This is a genomic window from Escherichia sp. E.sYA108, from assembly GCF_011754335.1.
In the GTDB taxonomy this organism is placed as follows: Bacteria; Pseudomonadota; Gammaproteobacteria; order Enterobacterales; family Enterobacteriaceae; genus Escherichia; species Escherichia coli.
This window is the reverse complement of record NZ_JAAQVZ010000002.1, coordinates 13,968-35,042: the sequence shown is the minus strand read 5'-3', so window position 1 is coordinate 35,042 and position 21,075 is coordinate 13,968. Positions and strand designations below refer to the sequence as shown.

General features: G+C 46.3%; 32 protein-coding genes and 1 tRNA gene. 1 reads left to right on the top strand and 32 read right to left on the bottom strand.

The genetic code is table 11. The annotated features are described in order from the left end of the window. Positions 1–5: 5 nt before the first annotated feature. The 32 genes from HBM92_RS24760 to HBM92_RS24610 form a co-directional block, all read right to left on the bottom strand. Entirely contained in the window at positions 6–1,070 is a 1,065-nt protein-coding gene (locus HBM92_RS24760; RefSeq protein WP_001134427.1) for a head maturation protease, ClpP-related, read from the bottom strand. Beyond that, positions 1,063–2,637, bottom strand: coding sequence for a phage portal protein (locus HBM92_RS24755; RefSeq protein WP_001022885.1), 1,575 nt, complete (start codon positions 2,635–2,637; stop codon positions 1,063–1,065). Before HBM92_RS24755 ends, HBM92_RS24760 begins: the two co-directional genes overlap by 8 nt. Further along, positions 2,634–2,873: a DUF6148 family protein gene (locus HBM92_RS24750; RefSeq protein ID WP_001058287.1), complete on the bottom strand. Its 240-nt coding sequence runs from the start codon at positions 2,871–2,873 to the stop codon at positions 2,634–2,636. Before HBM92_RS24750 ends, HBM92_RS24755 begins: the two co-directional genes overlap by 4 nt. Positions 2,874–2,884: 11 nt before the next feature. After that, positions 2,885–4,741, bottom strand: a complete 1,857-nt coding sequence (locus HBM92_RS24745) for a phage terminase large subunit family protein (protein WP_000504844.1) — start codon at positions 4,739–4,741, stop codon at positions 2,885–2,887. 5 nt (positions 4,742–4,746) lie between these two features. Further along, on the bottom strand, positions 4,747–5,298 hold the full coding sequence (locus tag HBM92_RS24740; RefSeq protein ID WP_001019010.1) for a hypothetical protein: 552 nt from the start codon (positions 5,296–5,298) through the stop codon (positions 4,747–4,749). Next, the gene (locus tag HBM92_RS24735) at positions 5,298–5,888 is read right to left on the bottom strand and encodes a ParB/Srx family N-terminal domain-containing protein (protein WP_001185429.1); all 591 of its coding nucleotides are present in this window, start codon (positions 5,886–5,888) and stop codon (positions 5,298–5,300) included. Before HBM92_RS24735 ends, HBM92_RS24740 begins: the two co-directional genes overlap by 1 nt. 557 nt (positions 5,889–6,445) lie before the next feature. Continuing rightward, on the bottom strand, positions 6,446–7,165 hold the full coding sequence (locus tag HBM92_RS24730; protein ID WP_000775054.1) for a hypothetical protein: 720 nt from the start codon (positions 7,163–7,165) through the stop codon (positions 6,446–6,448). Positions 7,166–7,181: 16 nt separating this feature from the next. Then, on the bottom strand, positions 7,182–8,555 hold the full coding sequence (locus tag HBM92_RS24725) for a ParB N-terminal domain-containing protein (protein WP_001443071.1): 1,374 nt from the start codon (positions 8,553–8,555) through the stop codon (positions 7,182–7,184). Further along, positions 8,555–9,178, bottom strand: a complete 624-nt coding sequence (locus tag HBM92_RS24720) for a ParB/Srx family N-terminal domain-containing protein (protein WP_000160645.1) — start codon at positions 9,176–9,178, stop codon at positions 8,555–8,557. The genes HBM92_RS24725 and HBM92_RS24720 overlap by 1 nt, the downstream gene beginning before the upstream one ends. Before the next feature lie 234 nt (positions 9,179–9,412). Continuing rightward, on the bottom strand, positions 9,413–9,823 hold the full coding sequence (locus tag HBM92_RS24715; protein WP_000412080.1) for a hypothetical protein: 411 nt from the start codon (positions 9,821–9,823) through the stop codon (positions 9,413–9,415). A 47-nt stretch (positions 9,824–9,870) separates the two neighbouring features. Continuing rightward, entirely contained in the window at positions 9,871–10,023 is a 153-nt protein-coding gene (locus HBM92_RS24710) for a hypothetical protein (protein WP_001013684.1), read from the bottom strand. A gap of 186 nt (positions 10,024–10,209) precedes the next feature. Next, the gene (locus HBM92_RS24705; RefSeq protein ID WP_001141358.1) at positions 10,210–10,509 is read right to left on the bottom strand and encodes a hypothetical protein; all 300 of its coding nucleotides are present in this window, start codon (positions 10,507–10,509) and stop codon (positions 10,210–10,212) included. A gap of 74 nt (positions 10,510–10,583) precedes the next feature. Further along, positions 10,584–10,781 carry a hypothetical protein gene (locus tag HBM92_RS24700; protein WP_001222808.1) on the bottom strand — a complete coding sequence of 66 codons (198 nt, stop codon included), beginning with the start codon at positions 10,779–10,781 and terminating at the stop codon, positions 10,584–10,586. Beyond that, on the bottom strand, positions 10,781–11,050 hold the full coding sequence (locus HBM92_RS24695) for a hypothetical protein (RefSeq protein ID WP_000867916.1): 270 nt from the start codon (positions 11,048–11,050) through the stop codon (positions 10,781–10,783). The genes HBM92_RS24700 and HBM92_RS24695 overlap by 1 nt, the downstream gene beginning before the upstream one ends. 111 nt (positions 11,051–11,161) lie before the next feature. Further along, positions 11,162–11,749, bottom strand: coding sequence for an MT-A70 family methyltransferase (locus tag HBM92_RS24690; RefSeq protein ID WP_000387271.1), 588 nt, complete (start codon positions 11,747–11,749; stop codon positions 11,162–11,164). 308 nt (positions 11,750–12,057) lie between these two features. After that, positions 12,058–12,133, bottom strand: a tRNA-Ile gene (locus tag HBM92_RS24685). Between the two features lie 293 nt (positions 12,134–12,426). Then, positions 12,427–12,705 (bottom strand): hypothetical protein, encoded by a 279-nt coding sequence (locus tag HBM92_RS24680; protein WP_000147212.1) that lies wholly within the window; start codon positions 12,703–12,705, stop codon positions 12,427–12,429. Next, complete coding sequence (locus HBM92_RS24675) at positions 12,702–13,247, bottom strand: glycoside hydrolase family 108 protein (protein ID WP_024179329.1); 546 nt, start codon at positions 13,245–13,247, stop codon at positions 12,702–12,704. The genes HBM92_RS24680 and HBM92_RS24675 overlap by 4 nt, the downstream gene beginning before the upstream one ends. Beyond that, the gene (locus HBM92_RS24670) at positions 13,231–13,527 is read right to left on the bottom strand and encodes a phage holin family protein (protein ID WP_000254764.1); all 297 of its coding nucleotides are present in this window, start codon (positions 13,525–13,527) and stop codon (positions 13,231–13,233) included. The genes HBM92_RS24675 and HBM92_RS24670 overlap by 17 nt, the downstream gene beginning before the upstream one ends. Continuing rightward, positions 13,514–13,909 (bottom strand): phage holin family protein, encoded by a 396-nt coding sequence (locus tag HBM92_RS24665; protein ID WP_001271967.1) that lies wholly within the window; start codon positions 13,907–13,909, stop codon positions 13,514–13,516. The genes HBM92_RS24670 and HBM92_RS24665 overlap by 14 nt, the downstream gene beginning before the upstream one ends. A 378-nt stretch (positions 13,910–14,287) precedes the next feature. Then, positions 14,288–15,001 (bottom strand): ead/Ea22-like family protein, encoded by a 714-nt coding sequence (locus HBM92_RS24660; protein ID WP_000151167.1) that lies wholly within the window; start codon positions 14,999–15,001, stop codon positions 14,288–14,290. Beyond that, positions 14,998–15,642 (bottom strand): hypothetical protein, encoded by a 645-nt coding sequence (locus tag HBM92_RS24655; protein WP_001065193.1) that lies wholly within the window; start codon positions 15,640–15,642, stop codon positions 14,998–15,000. Before HBM92_RS24655 ends, HBM92_RS24660 begins: the two co-directional genes overlap by 4 nt. After that, on the bottom strand, positions 15,635–15,895 hold the full coding sequence (locus tag HBM92_RS25560) for a hypothetical protein (RefSeq protein WP_071526260.1): 261 nt from the start codon (positions 15,893–15,895) through the stop codon (positions 15,635–15,637). The genes HBM92_RS24655 and HBM92_RS25560 overlap by 8 nt, the downstream gene beginning before the upstream one ends. Then, complete coding sequence (locus HBM92_RS24650) at positions 15,892–16,257, bottom strand: hypothetical protein (protein ID WP_000023818.1); 366 nt, start codon at positions 16,255–16,257, stop codon at positions 15,892–15,894. The genes HBM92_RS25560 and HBM92_RS24650 overlap by 4 nt, the downstream gene beginning before the upstream one ends. Continuing rightward, entirely contained in the window at positions 16,254–16,535 is a 282-nt protein-coding gene (locus tag HBM92_RS24645) for a hypothetical protein (protein WP_000823235.1), read from the bottom strand. Before HBM92_RS24645 ends, HBM92_RS24650 begins: the two co-directional genes overlap by 4 nt. Before the next feature lie 77 nt (positions 16,536–16,612). Beyond that, on the bottom strand, positions 16,613–17,680 hold the full coding sequence (locus HBM92_RS24640; RefSeq protein WP_001041904.1) for a DUF3560 domain-containing protein: 1,068 nt from the start codon (positions 17,678–17,680) through the stop codon (positions 16,613–16,615). Between the two features lie 169 nt (positions 17,681–17,849). Beyond that, the gene (locus HBM92_RS24635; protein WP_001250512.1) at positions 17,850–18,227 is read right to left on the bottom strand and encodes a hypothetical protein; all 378 of its coding nucleotides are present in this window, start codon (positions 18,225–18,227) and stop codon (positions 17,850–17,852) included. Positions 18,228–18,230: 3 nt separating this feature from the next. Further along, entirely contained in the window at positions 18,231–18,563 is a 333-nt protein-coding gene (locus HBM92_RS24630; protein WP_001270824.1) for a DUF1064 domain-containing protein, read from the bottom strand. Beyond that, on the bottom strand, positions 18,560–18,964 hold the full coding sequence (locus HBM92_RS24625) for a Ref family recombination enhancement nuclease (RefSeq protein ID WP_001014473.1): 405 nt from the start codon (positions 18,962–18,964) through the stop codon (positions 18,560–18,562). The genes HBM92_RS24630 and HBM92_RS24625 overlap by 4 nt, the downstream gene beginning before the upstream one ends. Beyond that, a complete protein-coding gene (locus HBM92_RS24620; RefSeq protein ID WP_000017467.1) occupies positions 18,964–19,197 on the bottom strand; it encodes a hypothetical protein in 234 nt (77 codons plus the stop codon). Before HBM92_RS24620 ends, HBM92_RS24625 begins: the two co-directional genes overlap by 1 nt. After that, on the bottom strand, positions 19,194–19,709 hold the full coding sequence (locus HBM92_RS24615) for a hypothetical protein (protein ID WP_000972942.1): 516 nt from the start codon (positions 19,707–19,709) through the stop codon (positions 19,194–19,196). Before HBM92_RS24615 ends, HBM92_RS24620 begins: the two co-directional genes overlap by 4 nt. After that, positions 19,706–20,200, bottom strand: coding sequence for a hypothetical protein (locus HBM92_RS24610; RefSeq protein ID WP_000143879.1), 495 nt, complete (start codon positions 20,198–20,200; stop codon positions 19,706–19,708). The genes HBM92_RS24615 and HBM92_RS24610 overlap by 4 nt, the downstream gene beginning before the upstream one ends. A 173-nt stretch (positions 20,201–20,373) precedes the next feature. Between HBM92_RS24610 and HBM92_RS24605 the strand changes: the two genes are divergently transcribed. Then, a complete protein-coding gene (locus HBM92_RS24605) occupies positions 20,374–21,036 on the top strand; it encodes an XRE family transcriptional regulator (RefSeq protein ID WP_000839974.1) in 663 nt (220 codons plus the stop codon). Positions 21,037–21,075 lie beyond the last annotated feature (39 nt).

The window sequence follows — 21,075 nt, the reverse complement described above, 5'->3', positions numbered from 1 at the left end:
TCACCTTAATTTTTATCGCGATTTTTAAATACTGACCCAATAACATTTTTTACTACTTCAGCTTGTTTATCGCCGTTGTTTTCTGGTTGATTAACATCAACTGAATTATTCACCTCATTTGCGTCTTCTTGCCGTTGATTAAGAAAGTTTTTGTTACGCGCTCGCTCTGCATTCATAATTTCCAAAGCAAGTTCAGCCGCAGAAATTCCCGTTTTGAATTTTGCATTCTTAACCAGGTCGTCATGACCTGGAATTACGCTATTCTCGATTGTTTCAATGCGCTCGCGTTCTGATTTAACCCCCTCGTCTTTACCAGCATTAAAAACCTGATTGTATAATTCTGGATGTTTATTTTTTAATTCATCAAGAGTCACAACATCGTCCTCATTTTGTTCATTTAATTCAGTAGATAATTCATTTTTATTTTGTGGCAACTTTGCGAGCGAATCAGGTAATTTTGAAAACCTTGATGCTTCAAAAGTTATTCCATTGAGCGAAAGCATCCCTTCCTTTATAGAAGCGGATAAGCGCATTGGTTTTTCAACTTCGTCAGCAAATCCAAGCTCTACAGCCTCTTCTGCATTTAGCCATGTTTCCTGATCCATTAGTTCAATTAATTTATCCTCAGAAAGCCCTGTTTTCTCCTTATATGCAGATAAAATACTATCTCGTACCTTATCCATCATCTCAGCAATATCACGTAGTTCATCCGCATCACCAGCAGCAAATGTCCACGGATTATGGATCATCATCATAGCATTAGATGGGATAACAACTTTATCACCTGCCATTGCAATAATGGTTGCAGCCGATGCAGCAATACCATCAATATAAACAGTAATATTAGCCTTATGACGCTTTAATGATGAAAGAATAGCTTGAGCAGTAAAAACAGAACCACCATAACTATTAATTTTTACGCTGATAGTATTTGATGAAATATCCTTTAATTTATTAACTATGTCAGAAGAAGAAACCTCATCAAATTCACCAATATACCCGTAAATTAAAAGTTCAGCCGGAGAGTCATCTTCACCCGTGCTATTTTTTATTTCCCACCAATTAGGCATCATCAGTCTCCATATTTTGTTCATTTACCTCAGAAACAGGAGGTGTAATAAGCCCCAACTCACGGCGAGCATTCTCTTCTCTGCCACAGATTTGTGCGGTTTCTTCCCAGTTAAGACCTGACATTTCAGCCGCTTCCTTTTCACGGGTAGAGAATGTTTCCTCAACACGCAGTTTTGCAGCTTTGACTTCTTTAAGGGGATCTAATTGGCCTTGTGATGGGCCATACCATTGAGCGCCACTCCATGCAGCGCGATATTCAGGCCCATAAAAAAAACCAGGGGCAATAACACGACCTTTAGCAACGGCTTCGGCCAACCATTCCTCATAGATCGGTTGGCAAAATGACTGAACCATCCAGTCACGTCGCATACGGAACATTTTCCAGGCTTCAAGTAATGCGGCCCTGCTTGCGCTATAACTTGCTGTAAAATGCTTTACCAAGAGTTCGTAAGGGAGTTCTAAAGCAGCCCCAATTTGACGGCATATGGCGACAACAAAACCATCAAATGCCGTATTTGGTCGCCCGGGATTTGCTGTATCTATCGACTCACCTTCACCCAAACTTACTATGGAGCCATTCCCCATTTCTTGGGTGTTATCATCATGGTTATCGATCTGCTCGTACTGAGGGATACCCGATTCACCGACTGGCCCATCAGGAGCGTCTGTTTTAATAAAGACAGTAAACATCCCTGACACAACCGCAGCAACCAATTCAGCATCGGTGTATCGTCCTAACTGCTTCAATGCTTCAATTACAGGAGCAAGGACAGGAACGCCACGGCGTTGCCCAGGCCTTTCAAAATCCTGCATGACATGCAGAATATTTCTTCTTCCTGTTTTACTCCCATATGCGGGAATACGTTCCCACTTGCGGGTTACAAAACCAGAAGTCCCGGCTGGGTGATGTTTTGCAACCCAGTACGCCACAGGCTCGCTAAATTCACCAACCTCTACGCCACCGTAAAGATTTGGTATAAAACGATCCTCTGGATTGCAAACACGATCACCTTCAATTAAATAGACGCACAAATCATATATAACACCCTTACGCTTAATAACTGGTAGCGCAGCAAATATATCGCCAGATGTTAACGCAGATATTTGAACCAATGATTGCAATTGTCCAAAAGTACACATTCTTGATGCATCACAATTTGGAGAATCAGCCCATAATCTAAACTCACGCTCAACATGTTTTTCCCATGCTCGCGCTTCTTCCTGCGTCATCCCCAAGAAATCGGCATCAATGTTCGCATTTAGTTTTAAACCGGAACCAACAACGTTTGTCCTGATAGTTTTTATTGCGCCAACCGATAGCGGGTTTCCCATGAAGAGATCACGAGAACGCTCACGCAATTTATCTATATTTTTAACAATATCATCATCAGGAGAACCAGCTTTACTAAACCAACCCCTTAATGATTTTTTATGAGTGCTTGCACCATGACGTGAATATCCAAGGTTATTAATACCTTCAAGTGCTTCTAACCGTTTTCTTGCCAAAGCTCGATTTAATGCCCTCTGAGGTGAAAACGGCGCAATAACTCGATCAAGAATATTCATAAATCTCTTATCACCACTCGTTTAATTCGTGGGCCTCGGCGTATACCTGCTGATAATCTTTCTACTTCATTACGCCAGTAATCCATCTCTTTTCTGACTTCTGATAAATCCGCACGAGTTAACTGCCGCGTACCAAATTTATATGACTGACCGCCAATAGCAATAGCGCGATATGCTTCCCGCCAGACAGATAACATCTCTCTGGCTTCAGTCAGAGAAAATGCTTCATTGTTCATTTATATTTCCTCTATATGTTTACGCCTTTACTTATAACTCTACGGCGTCTTCTACGTATACCTGACGAGTTCTGCACATACACATTACCTCGCATTTCCTGTTCGGCAAGCCAGTTAAAATTAGGGTTCAGAATTTCCATCGCGGCAGTTGCATAGTTACGGCAATCAAGAGGCTCGTTACGCTCGTAGACTTTCACCCACTTTTCTTTTGTCTGCCCATTTTTATATTCAAATATTTTTTTCTCTGATAATAATCCTTTAAAGTATTCGGTATCATATCCTCTGTCAGAATCTAATGGGAAATGCATATAACCAGGACCAGGATCATGTAGTTTAATTCTTGCCATGATGGTCCCTTTACCATCATCAACCCCCAAATTAAACAACATAGCACCCACACGGTTATTATTACTTGGCTTTCCTATAAATGGTAAACCTACCCCACCACGCCCCCTGATAGAGTATATTCGCCTTGATTCTCTCAGCTTAGTGAAGCGATATACCTCTGTCGTAAAATGCCCACCAGAGTCAATACAAACAGAAGAAATCTGTAATTTTCGACCGTCACGGAATGACCAGCTACGGAGTAAGTATTCATCAAGTTGTTTCCAGACAACATCTTGTGCGGGATCACCTGGGAATATTTTATATTCTATCCCCCATGACTCCTTACCTTTTCCCCAACCGACCAATTCACAAACTAAATACGTGTCCTGTACGTCAACACCAGCACTTAACAATAAAACATCATCTGGTAAAAACTCTTCAAACCTTATTCTGCGTTGCAACAAGTATTCAGGATCGATATCGTCTTTAGCATCCTCTTTCCATGGCTCACCCAGCTTAAGGTTAATAAACTCCATTAATCCATTTTTATCGCGGTTTCTGGTTGCTTCCGTAAATTCTTCAACCAGCTCTGACAATGCAACCCACGGGGAGTAAAGACTGTTAATATGAAAACCAACAATACCTTTAACTCCAGTATGTTCAGCTATCCATACCCCCTTTGCCAACCAATCAACGTCTGGTTTACCAGATCCGCGCATAATCCCGCCGCACTCACAGCACTCATATCTGGCCGTTTCCGGTAACGCCTCACCTGAATCGCTCTTATCCCATCTGACTTGCGACCATTTCATCACCTGCATGGTGCCACAACATGGGCAAGGAACATGGTAGTAACGCTGATCGGAGAGCTTAAACCACTTGTGGATTTTGCTCGTTTCCTCCAAAACAGGAGTAGAAACAAAAACTTTCTTACGATTATGAAAGTTGGTAGTACGCTGAATACCTAGTTTTAGTGGGTCGCCCTCCTGCGTCACACCGTAACGATCAATCTCATCAGCTAACAGTATTCGAATTGGCCTGGATGCAAGACCTGCTGGGGAATTAGCACCAACAAGTGCTATATATCCACCAGCGTAATGCTTCATACGTATAGTCGTGCTGGACTTTTTGGCTGCACCGCGCCCCTCTTTTCCTTCATGCAGCTTGTGTTTCAAACCAGGGGAATATTTGAACGTCGGATCAATACGCTCCTTTGAAAAAGCCTCAGCCGCCTCTACCGTTGGATAAATCATCAACTGAGGAGATGGCTCCTGATCTGCAAAGTAACCCATAACATTTAGCTGTAATTCGGATTTACCAATTTGCGAGCTACATTGCATCACTACTGTTTCTGTATCAGCGTCACCAATAACATCCATTGGTTCACGCAAATATGGCACTCGGCTTGTACGCCACGGCCCTGGCTCTGGAGACGTTCCCTGCGCTACATGACGATACTTATCAGCCCATTCGGAAACAGTTAGCCGTGATTTAGGGCGAAGCGCACGGAAAAAAGCGGTGCTCCATACTGTTTCGCCCATGAGGTTTATTCTTCCTGCTTAATAAATCGGGATTCCTGGAGCGCCTGAAGCGCAAAATTAATCTCGTCTTCAATAATGCGTTCGATCTCCCTGGCTGTTTTGCCTTCACAACGGGGAGCTGCTCTTGGAGCAATACTAAATAAGCGGCTACGCAATTCATTAGCTGCCAGAAATGCATCATCCCTGACCGTATCTTTAGCGATGAGAGAGCCTTCCTTTTCTTCAAATTCAAGGCGTTTCAGCTTTGCCTGATAAATTTTTTCTGCGGTCTTAGCCTTGTTGAATTGCACCGCAACACCGGAAGTACCACCAGCTAATCCGGCATCATCAGCGGGTAACTCTGGTTGTTCCGAAGATATCCCATGCCCTCTTTTTCCATTTTCAGCAGATACCTCACGACCAACCTGTCGGCTCGCTTCATAAGCCGCACTGGCTTTATCAAAATCCAGCTTGCCGCTTTTCAGCACTGGAATGCGACCGGAACGACAGAGCTTCGTAACCATTGCCGGAGAAATACCTTTCCGGCGGGCAAACTCTGACTTACTGACGATGGCCATTACTTGCAACCATTAGCAAGATACTGAACAAATCCCTCATGCGTTTCATGCGCATCGTGGTACTGACGATAAACATCCAGCAACAATGCAATTTCCATATCCGTCGCGGGAATACGTTCTTTATCAATAGCCAGGTACTTAATTTGAACAACAGGGGAAGAATTATCGTCTTCTTCCTGCGGCTGTTCATCGCTTAACATTTCGTCAAGCTCTGCATCATTAAACCCAAGCAGATCAATATCAAAATCATCATCCATTAACTCTTTGACTTCTTCGGCCAGAAGCTGCATATCCCAGCCAGCATTTAAGGCCAGCTTGTTATCTGCAATCCTGTACGCCTTCTTCTGTTTTTCAGAAAGGTTACTCAACCGAATCGCCGGAACTTTATCCATTTCCAGAATTTCGGCTGCTGCAAGCCGCCCATGCCCCGCAATCAGTTCATTCTTTTCATCGATCAGCACAGGATTAGTGAAACCGAACTCACGGATACTGTTCACCAACTGTTCAACTTGCTCATCTGAATGAGTCCGTGAATTTTTGGCATATCTGAGCAGCTTACCGACTGGTAAATATTCGATTTTTAGAGCCATTTTTTAACCGCCATAACACAACAGGTTAAAGAAAACTGTTTAACTTATTGATACTAAAAGAGAAAAATGACGATCTTTTTACTCATAAAAAATCACACAAACCAGCATAATTATCTGATTTTATTAAGTTTTTATAAGTAAAAAGGATCTTGCGATGGTGTTTTGGTTAAAAGATCGGATGTATTTGCATGATTTATAACGATTTTTATCAGAACAACATCACATTGGTTAAAGATCTGCGCGTATCTTGATGATCTAAAAGAAAATTTCCTACTTTCTTTTTACCAGCACAAATACAGCAAAAAATCACGTTTTCCCGATATTTTTCAATGAGATGAGTAAATTTCTTTTACCGCAACTTTTAACCTAACTTTTTTCACGTTTAGCTAGCCGAACATCGGGGTTCGAATGACCCGCATCCAACGCTTTTGGCCAGAAGGACCCAATTCTGCCGGACGATGAAACGATGCTCGTGCTCCCCCACAGACAGCCAGCGAGCGACGCTACAGAACACAGTGAATACACCCTGCATAACAACACCATCAACCACACGATGATTAACGAGAGAACGTCTTAGAAAGGATGTCATCAATAGCCTTTGTGACTTCATCAGCAAACGCATCCTCACCAGCACGCAGCGCCACGCCATGCCAATCAAGACGCTGCGAATAGCTAGGTTGCTGGATAAACGTAAGGATCAACGTAGGACGCCGCCCAACGCGCTGCCAGACGCCTGGTTGAAGCGGGTTACTTGTACCAGGTCGAACAACAAAAAACTCCGTAGGCTTGCCCTGACGGCGATTTTGATGCGCATCTCGCTGAACTCTTAGGCCAGATAAGACCTGCTGTAATTGCCCCCGCGAAATATTCCCGTATTTGTCCAGCTTTGCGCCGGGACCAGGAGCAAGCTGCCAGCCGTTAGGCAAATATCCACCAGCCCTTAGCGCCCCTTCTGAGCGTTTGTACTGTCGTTGGCCACCTTCGATTTGCGGAGTCAACGTTACAGGGGCTGGCGTTCCTCCCCATTCACGAGCATACACAATGGCTGTAGGATCACTCTTCTTTGCGGCCAAAACGTAAGTAGAGTTCTGAATCCACGGCGTGGGCCTGTCAAATACCCGATTAATTTCATTCTTAATCGCAGCCTGAGAAGCCTTTGCCGTTCTGGTTGCCGCAAGCGCCATTGCGAACGGCAATTCGCGTTCTTCAAGGCGCTGGAGTTGTCGTTGAATATCCTGAGAAGAAAAATCCATCTTTATCTCAATTCTGTCAGCCACCAGCGCCTCCTACACACTACTTAATCAACGGCCGGAAAGCCGCCAGCACATCATCAGATCGTCCGATTGTTGAACCACCAGGCAACGGCAACTCAAACTCAAAACGAACAGCTTTCTCCAGACTCGCCCAACTAAGGGAATCATCGTTAATGACGTGCAAATACCAGCTCTTACAGTTGAATATTGACCGCTTAATCCTGAAACCATGTACACGACACAACTGCTTCACTTCATCATCAGAGTGAAACTTCTGGTAAAACCAGTGCCCCTTCCGGTACAACGCGGTAAAACCGTTATGATCAATAAAATAAAGCCGGCTTTTGGAACTCGCCGCTTGTGTTTGCTTCAGGACTGTTTCCAGCTCTCCACGGCTACGACCAGAAAAGAATATTGACCCACCAGCTTTACACAGGCCTTTTAGAACCGTCAGAACGGACCATTCAGCCTCGACACTATCGACCGAGTTCAAAACGCTATCGCAAATCACGTAGTCGTAACGCCCTCGCGTTTTTAAGTCGTCCACCAGCGTATCAATCATCCGGTTTGTTGCGGCCCTATCCAGAGTGTTTCCAGCGCCCTTACGGCGGAAAAGCTCGAGATCATGCAGGTTATATCCCTTTGCCCTGAGCATTCGCGCGTAGTCTCCCTGCCCCGAACCAAAATCAATTCCTCTTGGCGTCTTGGCAATGATCGGGAGGATCAACGACTCATACAGGTTTGATTTCAGGCTGCCACCATTACGCAACCGCATAAGCTGCGCATACGTCTGGATGTATGTTGTTTTCTCCAGATGAGAATACTCAAATACACCATAAGTTTTATTCAGATAACTTTGGTATTTTTCCTTCTCAACATCAGGGATCACAAACACCGTTAGCGGTGTGCGCGTCATCTTCGCTGCTAATGCATACTGAGCACAGTGAATAACCTCACCAGACTGAGTCGCAACACAACCACCCCACGGACCATACTTGATAACCAGTTCCGCTATGTTCTTTCGAACATATGCCATTTTCGCGCGCATATTGCCTGAGATCTGGCTTGCCGATACCTGAACAAAACCATGCTTATCTTCCAGACCTGACACCCTGCAACGCTCATCTCCGCTATCAAAATCCGTTCCGTTATGCAGTTGGTTAAACCGTACTTCGTCGTATACCGTCGTTTCACAGGGCAACACATACACCGCAGCACGCGTTATTCCCAATTTACGTAGCGCCTTCGTCCTTTGGTGTCCCGCCACCAGCAAATCGCCGCGCACTATCAATGGCTTCACAAGCCCCAGCTCCCTGACGCTTTCCGCCAGCCTCGCAAGATCATCCTCACCGATAAAACGCGGGTTATATTCCGCGCCGCGTAGGTGCGTTATGTCGTAATTGAGGTGAAGCATCAGCACACCTCCCCAGCCAGCAATGCGGATACAAATCCGATATAGCTGCCATTATCATCAACATAACGAGACACCGCGCAGTCAAAACGATCCGCTTCCTCATCCGTTGCCGGGATTTTATGACCTCCAAATGACAGGTACTGAACTTTTACGCCTGATTTGGCCTCATCCTTCTCAAATGGGATATCCATACCCTCTGTGTCATCGTAGACCGCCGCACTCAATAAGTTATCCAGTTCGCGCTGAGTAAAACCAATTGAGTCCAGAGCAAAATCATCGGCCGCAAGATCTGCAAGCTCCGCGCTTAACAACTCTTCATCCCAACCAGCATTCAGCGGAATACGGTTGTCGGCCAGACGATATGCCTTCTTCTGATTCTCCGTTAGCCCTTCCAGAACAATGCAGGGAACATCATCCATCCCCAACTGAGTGGCCGCAGCAATTCGACCATGACCAGCAATTACAACATTGTTCTCGTCTATCAGGATCGGATTAGTCCATCCGTACTCCTGTATGCTGGCAACAATCTGATCTACCTGCTCCACGGAGTGTGTGCGAGCGTTCTTTTCATAACCAATCAACACAGAAAGTGGTAAAGAAACCACATTAAGATGTTTTGTCATGCCGTTTATCCGCTAAAATCCCCTCGCTTGTGCAAGCAAGTGGGCCTCGGTTTGTATCCACGGCACCCTGTGGGTATGAATGACTGTCGTCAGGTCGCAACTGACGGCGGTCGCCCACCTTCCAGTAATAAAAAAGCCACCAGCATTAACTCCACAGCGAGCTGGAGTTAATGAGGCAGCTTTGGTTTGCGCATTATCGCAGCCCCTGGTAAGCACAAGAGCTGCTGTAATGCATTACGCAGGGATCAAACGGATGCGGCCGTTATTTACCTCAATACGAGAGTATTCCGGCTTACCATCAACGATTCCAGTAATGACAAGTTCGCCATCAGACGAGCATTCTTCTTTGTCGTCTTCAAGTACCGCGCCTTCTGGCAAATCAACACAGGCAAAAACAGGGCAGCCTGGATAACGATCATCTTCCATCGCAATCAACATCGATTCACCGAACCACTCTGTGGTAGCACGACCATCAGCCGCCTGATAGTGAATCAAATACTGGTTTTCGCCATTTGCATACTGAGCACGGGCTTGAACTTCTCCCCACTCTTCACTGATACGCATTGTTACCAGTTGGGATAATTCAAACTTAAACGGAACAGACTCTGCACCAATGGCAATCGGTTTATCTTCTTTCTTTTCCATAACATCACCTGAAAATAAAAGCCCCGCGACACGCGAGGCTGTAAGAGTTACTTTCGATAGAAATCAAGGCGCATTTGCTCCCGCTTAAGCCGAAAAGCTCTCTGCGCCACTAAGATGCGCCACAGGACACCAGCAATAACCACCAGCGAGATACAAAAACACACAGCCACAACCATCAGAAAAATGCCAAGACCATTCATGAAACTATCCATTTTTCAATGAATACCTCCAGTAATATCAAGAGATACGCCGTACCCAGCGCGGTTCCTACCGATATAGCTAAGACAAACCTCAAAGATAACGAGGTATCTTTCGCTTTTCTCCAGACGTAAGCGCCAGCCAGAAATACCAACAAATCTCTTATTGGAAGCGGAAACCAGAACAAATCACTCGGCATAAGCACGATCATCTTCCGCTGCTGATTTACACGCCGCAGTTACTGATATATTGATAACCGGTGCGCTAATCGTGATGGACGACTCTGTCGGTTGACGCGATATAACTGAACGATGGTTATCAATGAAGTCCACAATCTCATTCAGGCATTCTTTAGCTGCCTCATCGTGACTTTTTCCGTATGCTTCACGGAGGACTTTCATCCTCATCATTGCTCCGTCACATATAGTCGAAAGCGCGTAAAGCACATCACTAACCGCCATTTCTTTTTTGGTGCTTGTCGAAGGCATCCCATGTTCTCCTTTGTCTGGATGTAAAAAAGCCCCGGCAATTGCCGAGGCTCGTTGTTCGTTATCGTTACGGTTTAATGCTCGCGTCGTCCGGCGACAACTTCGGATTTGTATTTCAGGTCGCCCAGCAAGAATTGCAGTTTAAGCATCTTTGCCGCCGTGTAGTTCCCTGATTCCACAACCTCTTTCATGAGGTCATAAACGGCCGCTACATCATCAGCCAGGAACTCTTTGCGTTGCTGCTCAGTCGCACGTTTGAAGGAAATACGCATCACTCATCATCTCCTGCCGCACATACAACCTCACAAAAAAAATCAGCAGAATGTTTCTCCTTGAACGAATGACGCTCAAAACCGCACTCAATATCAGGCGCAAAAACATCCACCACATACGGTCTTTCAGAATGTTTGTTTTCCCAACGATAAACCGTAGTGACGTTGAAATGTTTTAACGCTTCACGGAACTCAACGCTGCCCGTCAGGTTTTTTGAGGTCAGGTATTGCAGGAGGTTTTTTACTACTTCACGGTCTTGTACTTTCATCAGATTTCTCCGGTTTAACCAGGGCGGGTATCGCTCGGTTTCGGGTATAACCTTAGGAAATTTTTTCCCACCTGTAAAGCACTTTTTATATAAATCTATAATTATATAATTCTATGCCACTTGCCAGAGAGCATCATGCAACTGGATACCTCCATTGCACTGGTTGCCCCAGCCATGCCAACCATCAGGTAAATCACCGCGAGCAAACAGCTCAATACGAGGAACATCACCTAACAGCCTTACCAGCTTGTCACGAACCACATCAGGCTTCCGAGAATGCTCCAGACGAGGCGATGTAAACGACTGAATGATCCCCGCATCAAGGCGGGTCGGCAATTTGCCTTTTACCGCAAACAAGCAATCTTCACTGTTTGCACGAGTCATATGCCCCATCCCCATCACCAGCTTATCTGGTTGTCGGCTACCACATTTGTTCCATGTGAAGCCCTTCATGGTCATAAGCCTGAATCCCCATGCTTTCACCACCAGCAACGCTTCTTCTGGCTGAGTCGGAACCCACCACATGGCCAACAAACACGATTCAGGATTAGCAAGCTGCCAGACAGGAATACGAGCAATATCCTCAGCTTTCATCGTTGGATACTTAAAACCAGCTCCACGATTCCCATCCTTACACTTATCTTTGTATTCCCAGGGGGGATCTGCATAAATCAGATTAAACAATGCAATTGCCTCCATGTTAGTTGTGCCTCCGGCGCTTATCTCCGGCAGTCATAACGCTGGCCAGCTCTACAGCAGACACAACGAAAAGGGCACTAACCAGACTGATTAATGCCCTTGCCTGTTGTGTGCCGGATATCGCCCGACAACGCTGTTTTGGTAACACGGCTACAGTTCCGTGCCGCTCCAGCTTTTACCCCTTTGCGGATAACAGGCCCTGCCTGTACTCACTAACCAACGGCTTCCCGAAATGTGCACCAGGCACACATAAAGATGAGCACGAAGAAGTAACTCCACCGCGCTTATCTTTATGTGTGAGAGTGAATTGGTGGCCCCTACCGGACTTGAACCGATGACCGTGCGATTATGAGTCGCCTGCTCTAACCACTGAGCTAAGGGGCCATATTTGATTTGTTTGTCTGGTGTGGCGCCGCGCACGAAAATCCCAGCCAATAAATTCAGGATTTTTGGGCGCGGCGGCATATCAGACAAACATGGTTGATGCGTGCGCTAATGAGAAAAGCGCATAGAATGTTGTAACTATATATTTATATAATTATAGAAATATATATTACTTTGGACAGTTGATTTCCCATGCCCTGTTATGAGCCAGAATATCTTTCTTTGTCTGGCGGTCCATAACATCGATATCGTGATCAGTCAGGTAGATGGGCTTTACCCAATCACAGGCGGTATCAACCACCACCGGGACGCTTCCACGACTCCCGCAGCTCGCGATCAACATCGTCATCAGCCATATGGTTAACACTCTGCTGTACATTGCCCACCTCTTTTGTCACTTCTATACGCCGCTCCGCAGTGGCTTTTACGGCGGCTGCATTCTCATTAATGCGCTGCTTTTCAGCTTCATCTTCGGCCTTTTCTCGCCCCTTCATACGACCAAAACCAAACGCGCCGAATGCAACCAATATAATTGTGCCAATAAATGACAAAACGGCCTTCAAACCAGTCATACCACCACTCGCTCTTTCATCCAGCCGTAGACAAACGACTCATTCGCCTCGCGCTTCTCCGCCAACTCCAGATAGCGTTCGCCCTGCGTACAGTTCAGCGACGTCAGCATCACCCGTTCGCCGTCTTTTCCCCGATTCCCAAGATAAGCACGCAGCGCATTAATGGTACGTGGACCGATTCGTCCGTCTGCATCCAAATCGGGATACAGCTTCCCGCGCAGGTTGAACACATTCAGCCAGCGTTGAAGCATTTTTGACGCCACTGTTGGCCCCATGTTCACCCCCGTGTCACACAGCTCTGCAGCAATATCAGAGGATAATGCGGCCACCTGATCAAAGCGTGGTCCGTACCAGTAATCAGCCTCAAGGATTTCCAGTGCCTGTTCGCGAGTTAAATCGCGCATATCGCCACGGTATCCATGAGCACGGGCAGTGTTCTGAGTAATGCCCCACTTTGTTGGGCCTCCCTTGTCGTCAGGGTGATCAACATAACCGCCCTCTTTCCCAAGAATGCTGTTAAAAATCTCATCTTTGGTCATGATTAAACCCTAATGCGTCAACTATCCGCGCCAGATTGCCCCTGAAATACAGAACAACGATGCAGATAATCAGATTTCCAATAACCACCAGCCAGTGGGATTCTTGATAAAGACCGAACACATAACGGAAGGGAACATTGGCGTATACAATGACGTAGATATAAGCCAGAAAGGAAACAAATGGACGATGCCTGGAGTCTTTCCGTCGATAAAGCATCAGCGCCATTACTATTACTGTGCAAAGCACCGCATTAATCAGTGCTGACGGGTCACTGCTTACCATTTGAACCCCCTCCACGTAAGCGGGAAAGCATTCCAAAGATGCTACCGAGATCCTGGCTGTTTACGAACGTGAGGATTTTAATTGTCAATGCAGCCACAATAACCGCACCAAGCGCATCAAGAGGACGATCGTTGTAGCTGGTCCATTTGGCAAGAAATGAGCCAACTAACGGCGCTCCAATCACTCCAACAATGAACGATGTAAAGAAATAGCCAATCAGCTTGAGACGGCTAATATTCACCGCTGTAGCAACATAGAAAACAGCGCCAGCAAATGCCCCGAATACAACGCCGTAATCAATACCAGTTGCAATACCAAAAACGCTGGCACCCATCAGGCCACCAGCAGCAACGGCCGTACCGGAAATTGGTTCTGCTGACATTGAAATCCTCGTTAAAAAAAAAGCCCCGCCGAAAAAGGCAGGGCTTCATAAAGCAACAAATTACGCGGTAATCGCTTAACGCAGTTTTACTACGTTAAATGAAACACTACACCCAGTTACCACCTAAAACAAGGTTTCCCCATAAAAAAACCTTCACAATGTGGTTAATCGATCGATAAAAAAACAATACTTAACTTTTGACCAACCGAACATCCCGACCAGGACTTCCATAATATTCGCCGATATGCCACTGCTTAAGTTGAGTAATCTTCTCCAACTTAACTCCCATAGAGTCCAGTTTCTGCCATGTTTTCGGTTGTATGTGCTTCATTACCCGCTCTGAATATCTAAATACTGCTCGTAGCCTCGCTAAATTGCTCACTTGTCGCCTCCTTTACGAATCTGTTCCGCCCATTCTTCAAGGGATTTCTCCGCATATTCACCAGACAGGCCATCAATCGGATGCGCTTCATTAGCCAACTCTTCTTTCGCTGACAAAATCATGCGTGTAACGTCGAAAACTTCACGCAAAGACTTATTGATAAATCCGTGATTGAACGCAGCAGCAAGACGGCTGGCGGTATAGTTAATCCCCTCGTTGCGTGCTTCCGCACGAATTTCAGCCAGAAAAGCATCGGTGGCTGGAATATTTCCTGTTGCCTTCATGGCCTCCAAAATAACCAGAACGCCATCTCGCCCAACCTCCTCAGCGATAACCTCGGTGTTGTCGCCAACAACATCGCAGAATGCCTGAACTGCCTTACGAGCCAGTTCATTCTCCGCCGCCAGCGCCGCGAGATTAGTCTCAAGCTCTGCAATTCGACACATAGCATCAATATTTGTGTCCTCCAGGCGCTTAATTTCACCAAGCAGCTCCAGTGCAACCTTTGGGTTGAACGCGGCAACATAACGAGCGTTGTTCTCTGCATTTTTCTGTCCATCAAAGCCGGTCCATTTGATAACGTCTTCACATCGTTCATCACCGGGCGTGTGCACCGCATAAGTACCAGTATCCGTCGAAATAAATGCGACCCATTCGTCTGGTGTTGCCTTTTCTGCCGCCTCACGCAGTACCTGATAGTCAATTGTCATTCTCGCCATCCTTCACAGTTGTAATCACGACAGCCTTCAAAATCATATGGGCTGTACTGCCAGGTTATTTTTCCGCAATGCGGACAATTCCAACGCACCTTCCCGCTTCGCGACTTCTTTCTTCTGTTCTGCTCTTTCAACCAGTCAGGCATGACCAAACCTGCGCCCTGAACCATTGTTCTGCGGTTAAAGTTATTGATATTGAACGTCCGGCGCTTTGCTGCATCAGCAATGGAAAATGGCAACCAAACTATTCCTGGTTCGTTTTTGTTGGCGAAGCTAAAGATGGTCGCTTTACTGAAGTCATCTGTTGGCAATCCACCGTGTTGAAGCCAGTAAACATCGTTGCCGTTCCAGCTACCTTTTTTGTAGGCCACATACTCAGTGCAATCTGACTCAATCAGGCTTTCTGTAGGGATGTACTGGCAATCAACGTGCCACACAGCCATTGCATCCACACTATCGGCACAAACAGGCTGATCGATATCTCGCCCACAATTCCAGGCTTTTTGGGCTTCTTCCAGCGTGTAAATATGAGCGCGATCGATATCAGAACTGTAACCATTGCCGTTATGGCAATGGAATGAGGCGTTATTACCCACAGTTTCACGCAAGCACATCATGTAAAAGCGGTTATTCACTGGTTGCCTCCGCTTCCCACGTTTTCAGACTTTCACCACAGAATGGGCAAAATGAGACTCGAATAGGTGATTTAGAAAACTCACCGGAACGCAACATCACCAAATCAGGTCCACGGGTTAAACTCTCATTCCAGATTTTGTATAGCAGTAAGCCTTTTCTTACTGAGCATTCAGCATCGTGCTCAAGAGACTTTGCCAATGCAGCACACGGCTCTATTCGATTGCCATTAATTCGACAATTTGATCCACTCACTTCAACTCCTCCCGACGACGTTCCTGAAGCTCTAGCATTGCGGCTCGGAAATCCTGCCACCATTCCTCATCTGCAACGGGGGTGTTTCGCTCCAGCACCTTGTCCGCATCAGCGATCAGGTTTGCCAGACTCTTGTCTGAAATCTTCGTTACCAAAGTCGTTGGTTGCTCAACCTGCCCGATAGGTTTTATCGTGCTCAAAAGGAGGCGACGGCGGGAAAGTGGTGCGCCACAACGACGGCCATCTTCCTTGCGATATGTTTCTTTCGGACCAACACACCAGGTTGTCGGCGTTTCGCGTAACTTCACTTTTTTCTCACCATCAATGGTGATGATTATTCCGGTATGGGTTTTGATGCTCATGCCACAGCCCCTCTCAACGGCTTAACTTTGGCTAATAAGGTGTTAAACAACATGGAGTTAGGATTCATGCCAAATGGCAATTCCGGTTTAGCGGAGTAGTACAGGCAACCATTTATTTTCCTGGTTGTTATCTGTCCTTCGGCAACCATGCTTCTCAGTCTGCAACGCATAGAGTTCTGCGACACACCAATGTGCTCCGCGATTACGTCCACTTTTGAACATGGGTGATCGGTCAGGAAATTAATCACATCTTGGGGGTTAATAATTTTGCGTTTCATTGTCGAGGCGTCCTTATACATTTATATAAATATATAATTCTATATACGGCGGGAGACATCCCGCCGTAGGCTTACTGTCAGGCTTTCAATAGCGATTCTTTCAGATATCGGGCATCAGCCAGGGCATTTGGAGTAATCTTGCGAACCCATGCATTACGGGTTGGACTCCACTTAAAGGCGCGTGATTTAAGCAGCGAACGAATGTTTGCCTCTGGTTTGCCAGGGAAATAAAACAGGATGCGGTTATCCTCTGGATCTATCTTCATAGAAAAGTCGTCGTATTCTTCGCGCTGTGCTCCTGTTACAGACTTGACCGATTCAAGCTCCTTAATACGGCTCTGTAGTCGTTTGATCTCGGCGTTATTGTTGCTCAGTGCGTATGAAGGGAATCCGATGCGCCCACAGAAATCTCCGGCCAGTAACTCTTTGGCTTCGCTTTCTGTAAACCTGAGATCGATTAATGCAGAAAGCTGCTGTAATTGGTCTTTTTTGTATTTGCGAATGGCCTTATTTGCGGCCTTCATTTTGACGTGTGACTTCATGCAGCCTTGCAGCTTACGAAGCAACTTAAATAGCGCATCAGGATCATCAGACGAAATTCCATTACGACCAACACCTGCGGCTTTGCTCTCGTAGTGTGATGCTTTACTTTCGCATTCAACAAACGCTTTTCTGAATAACGCATCAGCTTTAGACAAACGGCGGCGATGGCCTTTCGCGCTATAATGGTCAACTAAAATCGGCTGGCCTAACGGGATCACATCCAACAGGTCATGCGCTCGCTTATGCGCTACCGCACCTTCTTTTCTGGCTTTTTCTGCACGAGCAATATATCGGGCAAGACGCGCGTTCTGGCGTTCCTGATAGGTGTTTACGTAATCATCTCCGCGCTGCTGCTGTTCAAGCCATGCTTTACGCAGATCTTCTGTTACGTCCACCAGCTCCGCAGGGATACAACCAGTTTGGGCTTCATAAGAGTAACCATCCTCATAGATACGCCCATCGTCTTCAACAAAGAAAAAGGTTTCGTGCTCATCGCTTTTGACCATACGACCATTAACATGGCGTAATAGGTAGCCAGTATCAGTGCTTAACAGGCTGTTAGGGTTGTTGATCCAGTCAGAAATAATTACTTGTTTATTCATCAGATTTCTCCGGTTTAACCAGGGCGGGTATCGCTCGGTTTCGGGTATAACCTTAGGAAATTTTTTCCCACCTGTAAAGCACTTTTTATATAAATCTATAATTATATATTTATAGATTTTCGATGTTCCCGATGTCTACACACCATCAAAACAGCTCAAAATGACACTTTCACTCTCTTCGCTTTTTCAAATAGTCGACAACATACGCCCTGGCTTTTGCCAGCTTCCGGCGATACTGTCTGAGACTAAGAGAAAGGGCGTGGGCTTTATCAATATGCGGTGCATTTATGTCGAGGCCCCGAATCTCCCACGCCCCGTATTCAATTCGGACAACCAGCGCCGCAGTCTCATCAACTACCGTGAGGGCCGTCACCGCTCCCTCGATACTGGTTTCCAGTGAGTCATTTGGTGCGCCGCCCCCTCCGGTAAACTGGCAACGCGTAACCATCATCATTTCTAACATCGACGCGAAACCGCTACGGGCGTTGCAGCCATTGCGCACCCACAGCGCCCATAGCTCAAACAAGCTATCCAGATCGCGTCTCACTGTTCAGATCTCCCGTATCGTGACGGGATAAAGCGCCTCTACCTGCTTTTTCTTCATGATGTAGACGTCTGTTCGCACACCTTTAGTGTCGACACAATCAATCGACCCATCGTCATAAAACACCATGAAATCAAGTTTATAAACGACACCACCAGGCAGATGAAAAGGCACCTGCATAAGAAACGTCACAACGCGGCCAGCTTTTCTCAGTAGCTTCAGTTCGCAGTAGTAATCAGCCTCTTTTTTGCTATCAAAAGCGATATCATCGACAACAGTTTTTTTATTGCCGTATTTGCTTTTCCTGGTCGCTGGTTTGCGAAAGCCGGTATATCTCATTTGGTATCCCCTGGTACTTCACCAAGACTAAGATCAAACCCAATTTCGTCTTTAACTGACTGCGGCAACAGCTCCCACGTCTGCGCACACAAAAATTCATCGGTGCCATAACGCTCAACAAAGCGAGCACAATTACTCAGGGGAGGGTGACGAACGGCAATATGCGGAGGCACGCGCCCACCACCAGGCACAACACCGCGATGATGTGGTGCGCACAACCCAAAGCTATGGAAGTGGCAATTCTCATCAACGCTGCCGTAATCAGGATCGTGATGTAGCTCCGTCCACAGCTCTGGATTCTCAATTTCACGGCCATCAATAATGCAAGCTATGCAACCCACGTGAGTGAGCACCGCTTGTATATAAAGTTTCTCTTTCTTCGTTGGTGTACGTCCGTTCATCAGCGCCCCTTACCATTGATAAAGAGGTTGAACTCGTTAATTAACTGGACATACATGCTTCTGGCCGCGTAGTTCTTTGCCAGCTCTTTACGGGATGAGATCCCGCAAAACTCACGCAGAATCACAGAGGCCTCAGAACTGTTTGAAATGTTCTTCCCTGTTTTACTGGTCAGAAAGCGCCAGAATTGGGGATTCTGGCAATGCATCGCAGCACCGCGAACATAACCACTCATTGATGGCCCCCGTCATTCCTGGTGCTTTTCACCGTGCGGCTGCTTAAAAACCTGCCATCACGAGAAACAGACACATCTCGTTTACCCAACCTCATTTCACGGCGGTAACATTCAGAAAATGCCTCGTCCGGCAGCATATAAATGCGACGCTTCGCCTCCGAATCCAGAAGGGAACGGCTTGGAGTTACATATAAAAACGACTCATCAATAGGGACAAAACCACGAGCAAGAATTGCTGGCAGAATGCCAGGAAGAACGCAGAAAACAGCTCCACGATGCAGCAACATCTGGTACTCCATGACCTCCGTGATCCCCGTGACTACTGTTACGGTGTCACGTCTGTTACGGCTGGCAACCAGTCGCTGCACACCTCCAATTTTCTGCTCTACAGATAGACGTTTACTATCGTTATCAATATGATCGATAACAAATCCTTTAATCGTTTGATCAAGGTAGTGCACCACCTGCGATTGAATCTGGTGATTATCACCAAAGAAGGCCAGAATCATCATTCCTCAAGCCTCCCAAGTGCTGAACGCCGAGCGTTGCTAATCTCCTTATGAATCAGCTCGATATCGCTGGAATCTTTATTCTTAAACTCCAGCATGGCAATCGCATCACGAACCTCTGAAACGGTTACGTGTGAGTGTTTCCAGCGAGCAATGAATCGCGGACCGCGTAGATTGCAATGCTCCGCAGGCATTCCCAGCTCAGAGAAAACCGCTTTCAACCTTGATAAGCAGTTAACAGGGAGATTCCCTTTGATCTTGTTCTGCCGAACCGATGTGCCATCGCTACGCTGGCGCTGACGTTCGGCAAAATCTGCCGCCCATTGCTGGACATTAATCCGGCCTTCCGAATACGCCACCAGCAGCGTCAGGTTATCCGCACGAGGGAATCTCTCGAAGCGATACCAGGCACCAATCAGTGATGACGTAAAGCCAAACTTTCTGGCAACACCAATTTGGCCTCCATTTTCATCAACCCACTCCTGAAAGGTCATTTAACTAACTCCAGTTAAACCACGATATGTGGTATTAAAACCACAAATCGTGAGTTTTTCAATGGGGAAACAAAAAATAACCTTCTATTTGTGGTCTACCTCTCGTCTTACCGTGTGAAAACCACTAAATGTGGTAATGTATAAATAACCCCCCCATTCACGATTGATGAGAAATGAAAAGCAACGACGAGAACATCAAGAAAGAAATAGGTCTGCGCATTCAGACTCTACGGAAACAATCCGGCATGACTGCCGGAGATCTCCAGCAAGTCACTGGAATAGGCTTAAGCACCTTGCAGAACTATGAGGCCGGATTAAGACAACCATCTATACCTGCCATCAAGAAAATCGCGCACGCCCTGAAAGCATCAGCGCCTTATATCGCGTGCTTAACAGATAACCCGTTCCCACCCCAGAATACTAACGCACCTGTTATTCCTGGGCTTGTAGCTATAAAAAATGACATAGCATCGCACGCCGGAGAAAAGCCAGTGCTGGCGATAGAACAGGAGATTCTACGAAGCAAGAACATCAACCCATCGTCTCTGTCTGTTCTCCAGAGCAACGATGAGCTAAAGCTAATGTCACCAACAATATCCCCTGGCTCCCAAGTCCTGATTAATACAGACGATACAGAGATTCATGAGGGGATCTATGCCCTTGAAGACAGAAATGGCCTGGTTGTTTTGAGGCACTGTAGAGTCATACCGGGTGACAATGCTGTTATGCTGTCAACCGAAAGGGATGCTGAAATGAACACTAAGCATCTGAATAACGAGGAATTTAAGCGTTATAAAGTTCTTGGCCGCGTAGTTAGTGTTGTCAACTGGTTATGATACACAGCACGGCGAAAGCCGTGCATTTCTACGCTCAAA

What these genes read in the sequence shown, in the direction of transcription:
- HBM92_RS24760 (WP_001134427.1), bottom strand. Translation starts at nt 1,070, where the DNA reads ATGCCTAATTGGTGGGAAATAAAAAATAGCACGGGTGAAGATGACTCT.
- HBM92_RS24755 (WP_001022885.1), bottom strand. Translation starts at nt 2,637, where the DNA reads ATGAATATTCTTGATCGAGTTATTGCGCCGTTTTCACCTCAGAGGGCA.
- HBM92_RS24750 (WP_001058287.1), bottom strand. Translation starts at nt 2,873, where the DNA reads ATGAACAATGAAGCATTTTCTCTGACTGAAGCCAGAGAGATGTTATCT.
- HBM92_RS24745 (WP_000504844.1), bottom strand. Translation starts at nt 4,741, where the DNA reads ATGGGCGAAACAGTATGGAGCACCGCTTTTTTCCGTGCGCTTCGCCCT.
- HBM92_RS24740 (WP_001019010.1), bottom strand. Translation starts at nt 5,298, where the DNA reads ATGGCCATCGTCAGTAAGTCAGAGTTTGCCCGCCGGAAAGGTATTTCT.
- HBM92_RS24735 (WP_001185429.1), bottom strand. Translation starts at nt 5,888, where the DNA reads ATGGCTCTAAAAATCGAATATTTACCAGTCGGTAAGCTGCTCAGATAT.
- HBM92_RS24725 (WP_001443071.1), bottom strand. Translation starts at nt 8,555, where the DNA reads ATGCTTCACCTCAATTACGACATAACGCACCTACGCGGCGCGGAATAT.
- HBM92_RS24720 (WP_000160645.1), bottom strand. Translation starts at nt 9,178, where the DNA reads ATGACAAAACATCTTAATGTGGTTTCTTTACCACTTTCTGTGTTGATT.
- HBM92_RS24715 (WP_000412080.1), bottom strand. Translation starts at nt 9,823, where the DNA reads ATGGAAAAGAAAGAAGATAAACCGATTGCCATTGGTGCAGAGTCTGTT.
- HBM92_RS24710 (WP_001013684.1), bottom strand. Translation starts at nt 10,023, where the DNA reads ATGAATGGTCTTGGCATTTTTCTGATGGTTGTGGCTGTGTGTTTTTGT.
- HBM92_RS24705 (WP_001141358.1), bottom strand. Translation starts at nt 10,509, where the DNA reads ATGCCTTCGACAAGCACCAAAAAAGAAATGGCGGTTAGTGATGTGCTT.
- HBM92_RS24700 (WP_001222808.1), bottom strand. Translation starts at nt 10,781, where the DNA reads ATGCGTATTTCCTTCAAACGTGCGACTGAGCAGCAACGCAAAGAGTTC.
- HBM92_RS24695 (WP_000867916.1), bottom strand. Translation starts at nt 11,050, where the DNA reads ATGAAAGTACAAGACCGTGAAGTAGTAAAAAACCTCCTGCAATACCTG.
- HBM92_RS24690 (WP_000387271.1), bottom strand. Translation starts at nt 11,749, where the DNA reads ATGGAGGCAATTGCATTGTTTAATCTGATTTATGCAGATCCCCCCTGG.
- HBM92_RS24680 (WP_000147212.1), bottom strand. Translation starts at nt 12,705, where the DNA reads ATGACTGGTTTGAAGGCCGTTTTGTCATTTATTGGCACAATTATATTG.
- HBM92_RS24670 (WP_000254764.1), bottom strand. Translation starts at nt 13,527, where the DNA reads ATGGTAAGCAGTGACCCGTCAGCACTGATTAATGCGGTGCTTTGCACA.
- HBM92_RS24665 (WP_001271967.1), bottom strand. Translation starts at nt 13,909, where the DNA reads ATGTCAGCAGAACCAATTTCCGGTACGGCCGTTGCTGCTGGTGGCCTG.
- HBM92_RS24660 (WP_000151167.1), bottom strand. Translation starts at nt 15,001, where the DNA reads ATGACAATTGACTATCAGGTACTGCGTGAGGCGGCAGAAAAGGCAACA.
- HBM92_RS24650 (WP_000023818.1), bottom strand. Translation starts at nt 16,257, where the DNA reads ATGAGCATCAAAACCCATACCGGAATAATCATCACCATTGATGGTGAG.
- HBM92_RS24645 (WP_000823235.1), bottom strand. Translation starts at nt 16,535, where the DNA reads ATGAAACGCAAAATTATTAACCCCCAAGATGTGATTAATTTCCTGACC.
- HBM92_RS24640 (WP_001041904.1), bottom strand. Translation starts at nt 17,680, where the DNA reads ATGAATAAACAAGTAATTATTTCTGACTGGATCAACAACCCTAACAGC.
- HBM92_RS24630 (WP_001270824.1), bottom strand. Translation starts at nt 18,563, where the DNA reads ATGAGATATACCGGCTTTCGCAAACCAGCGACCAGGAAAAGCAAATAC.
- HBM92_RS24625 (WP_001014473.1), bottom strand. Translation starts at nt 18,964, where the DNA reads ATGAACGGACGTACACCAACGAAGAAAGAGAAACTTTATATACAAGCG.
- HBM92_RS24620 (WP_000017467.1), bottom strand. Translation starts at nt 19,197, where the DNA reads ATGAGTGGTTATGTTCGCGGTGCTGCGATGCATTGCCAGAATCCCCAA.
- HBM92_RS24615 (WP_000972942.1), bottom strand. Translation starts at nt 19,709, where the DNA reads ATGATGATTCTGGCCTTCTTTGGTGATAATCACCAGATTCAATCGCAG.
- HBM92_RS24610 (WP_000143879.1), bottom strand. Translation starts at nt 20,200, where the DNA reads ATGACCTTTCAGGAGTGGGTTGATGAAAATGGAGGCCAAATTGGTGTT.
- HBM92_RS24605 (WP_000839974.1), top strand. Translation starts at nt 20,374, where the DNA reads ATGAAAAGCAACGACGAGAACATCAAGAAAGAAATAGGTCTGCGCATT.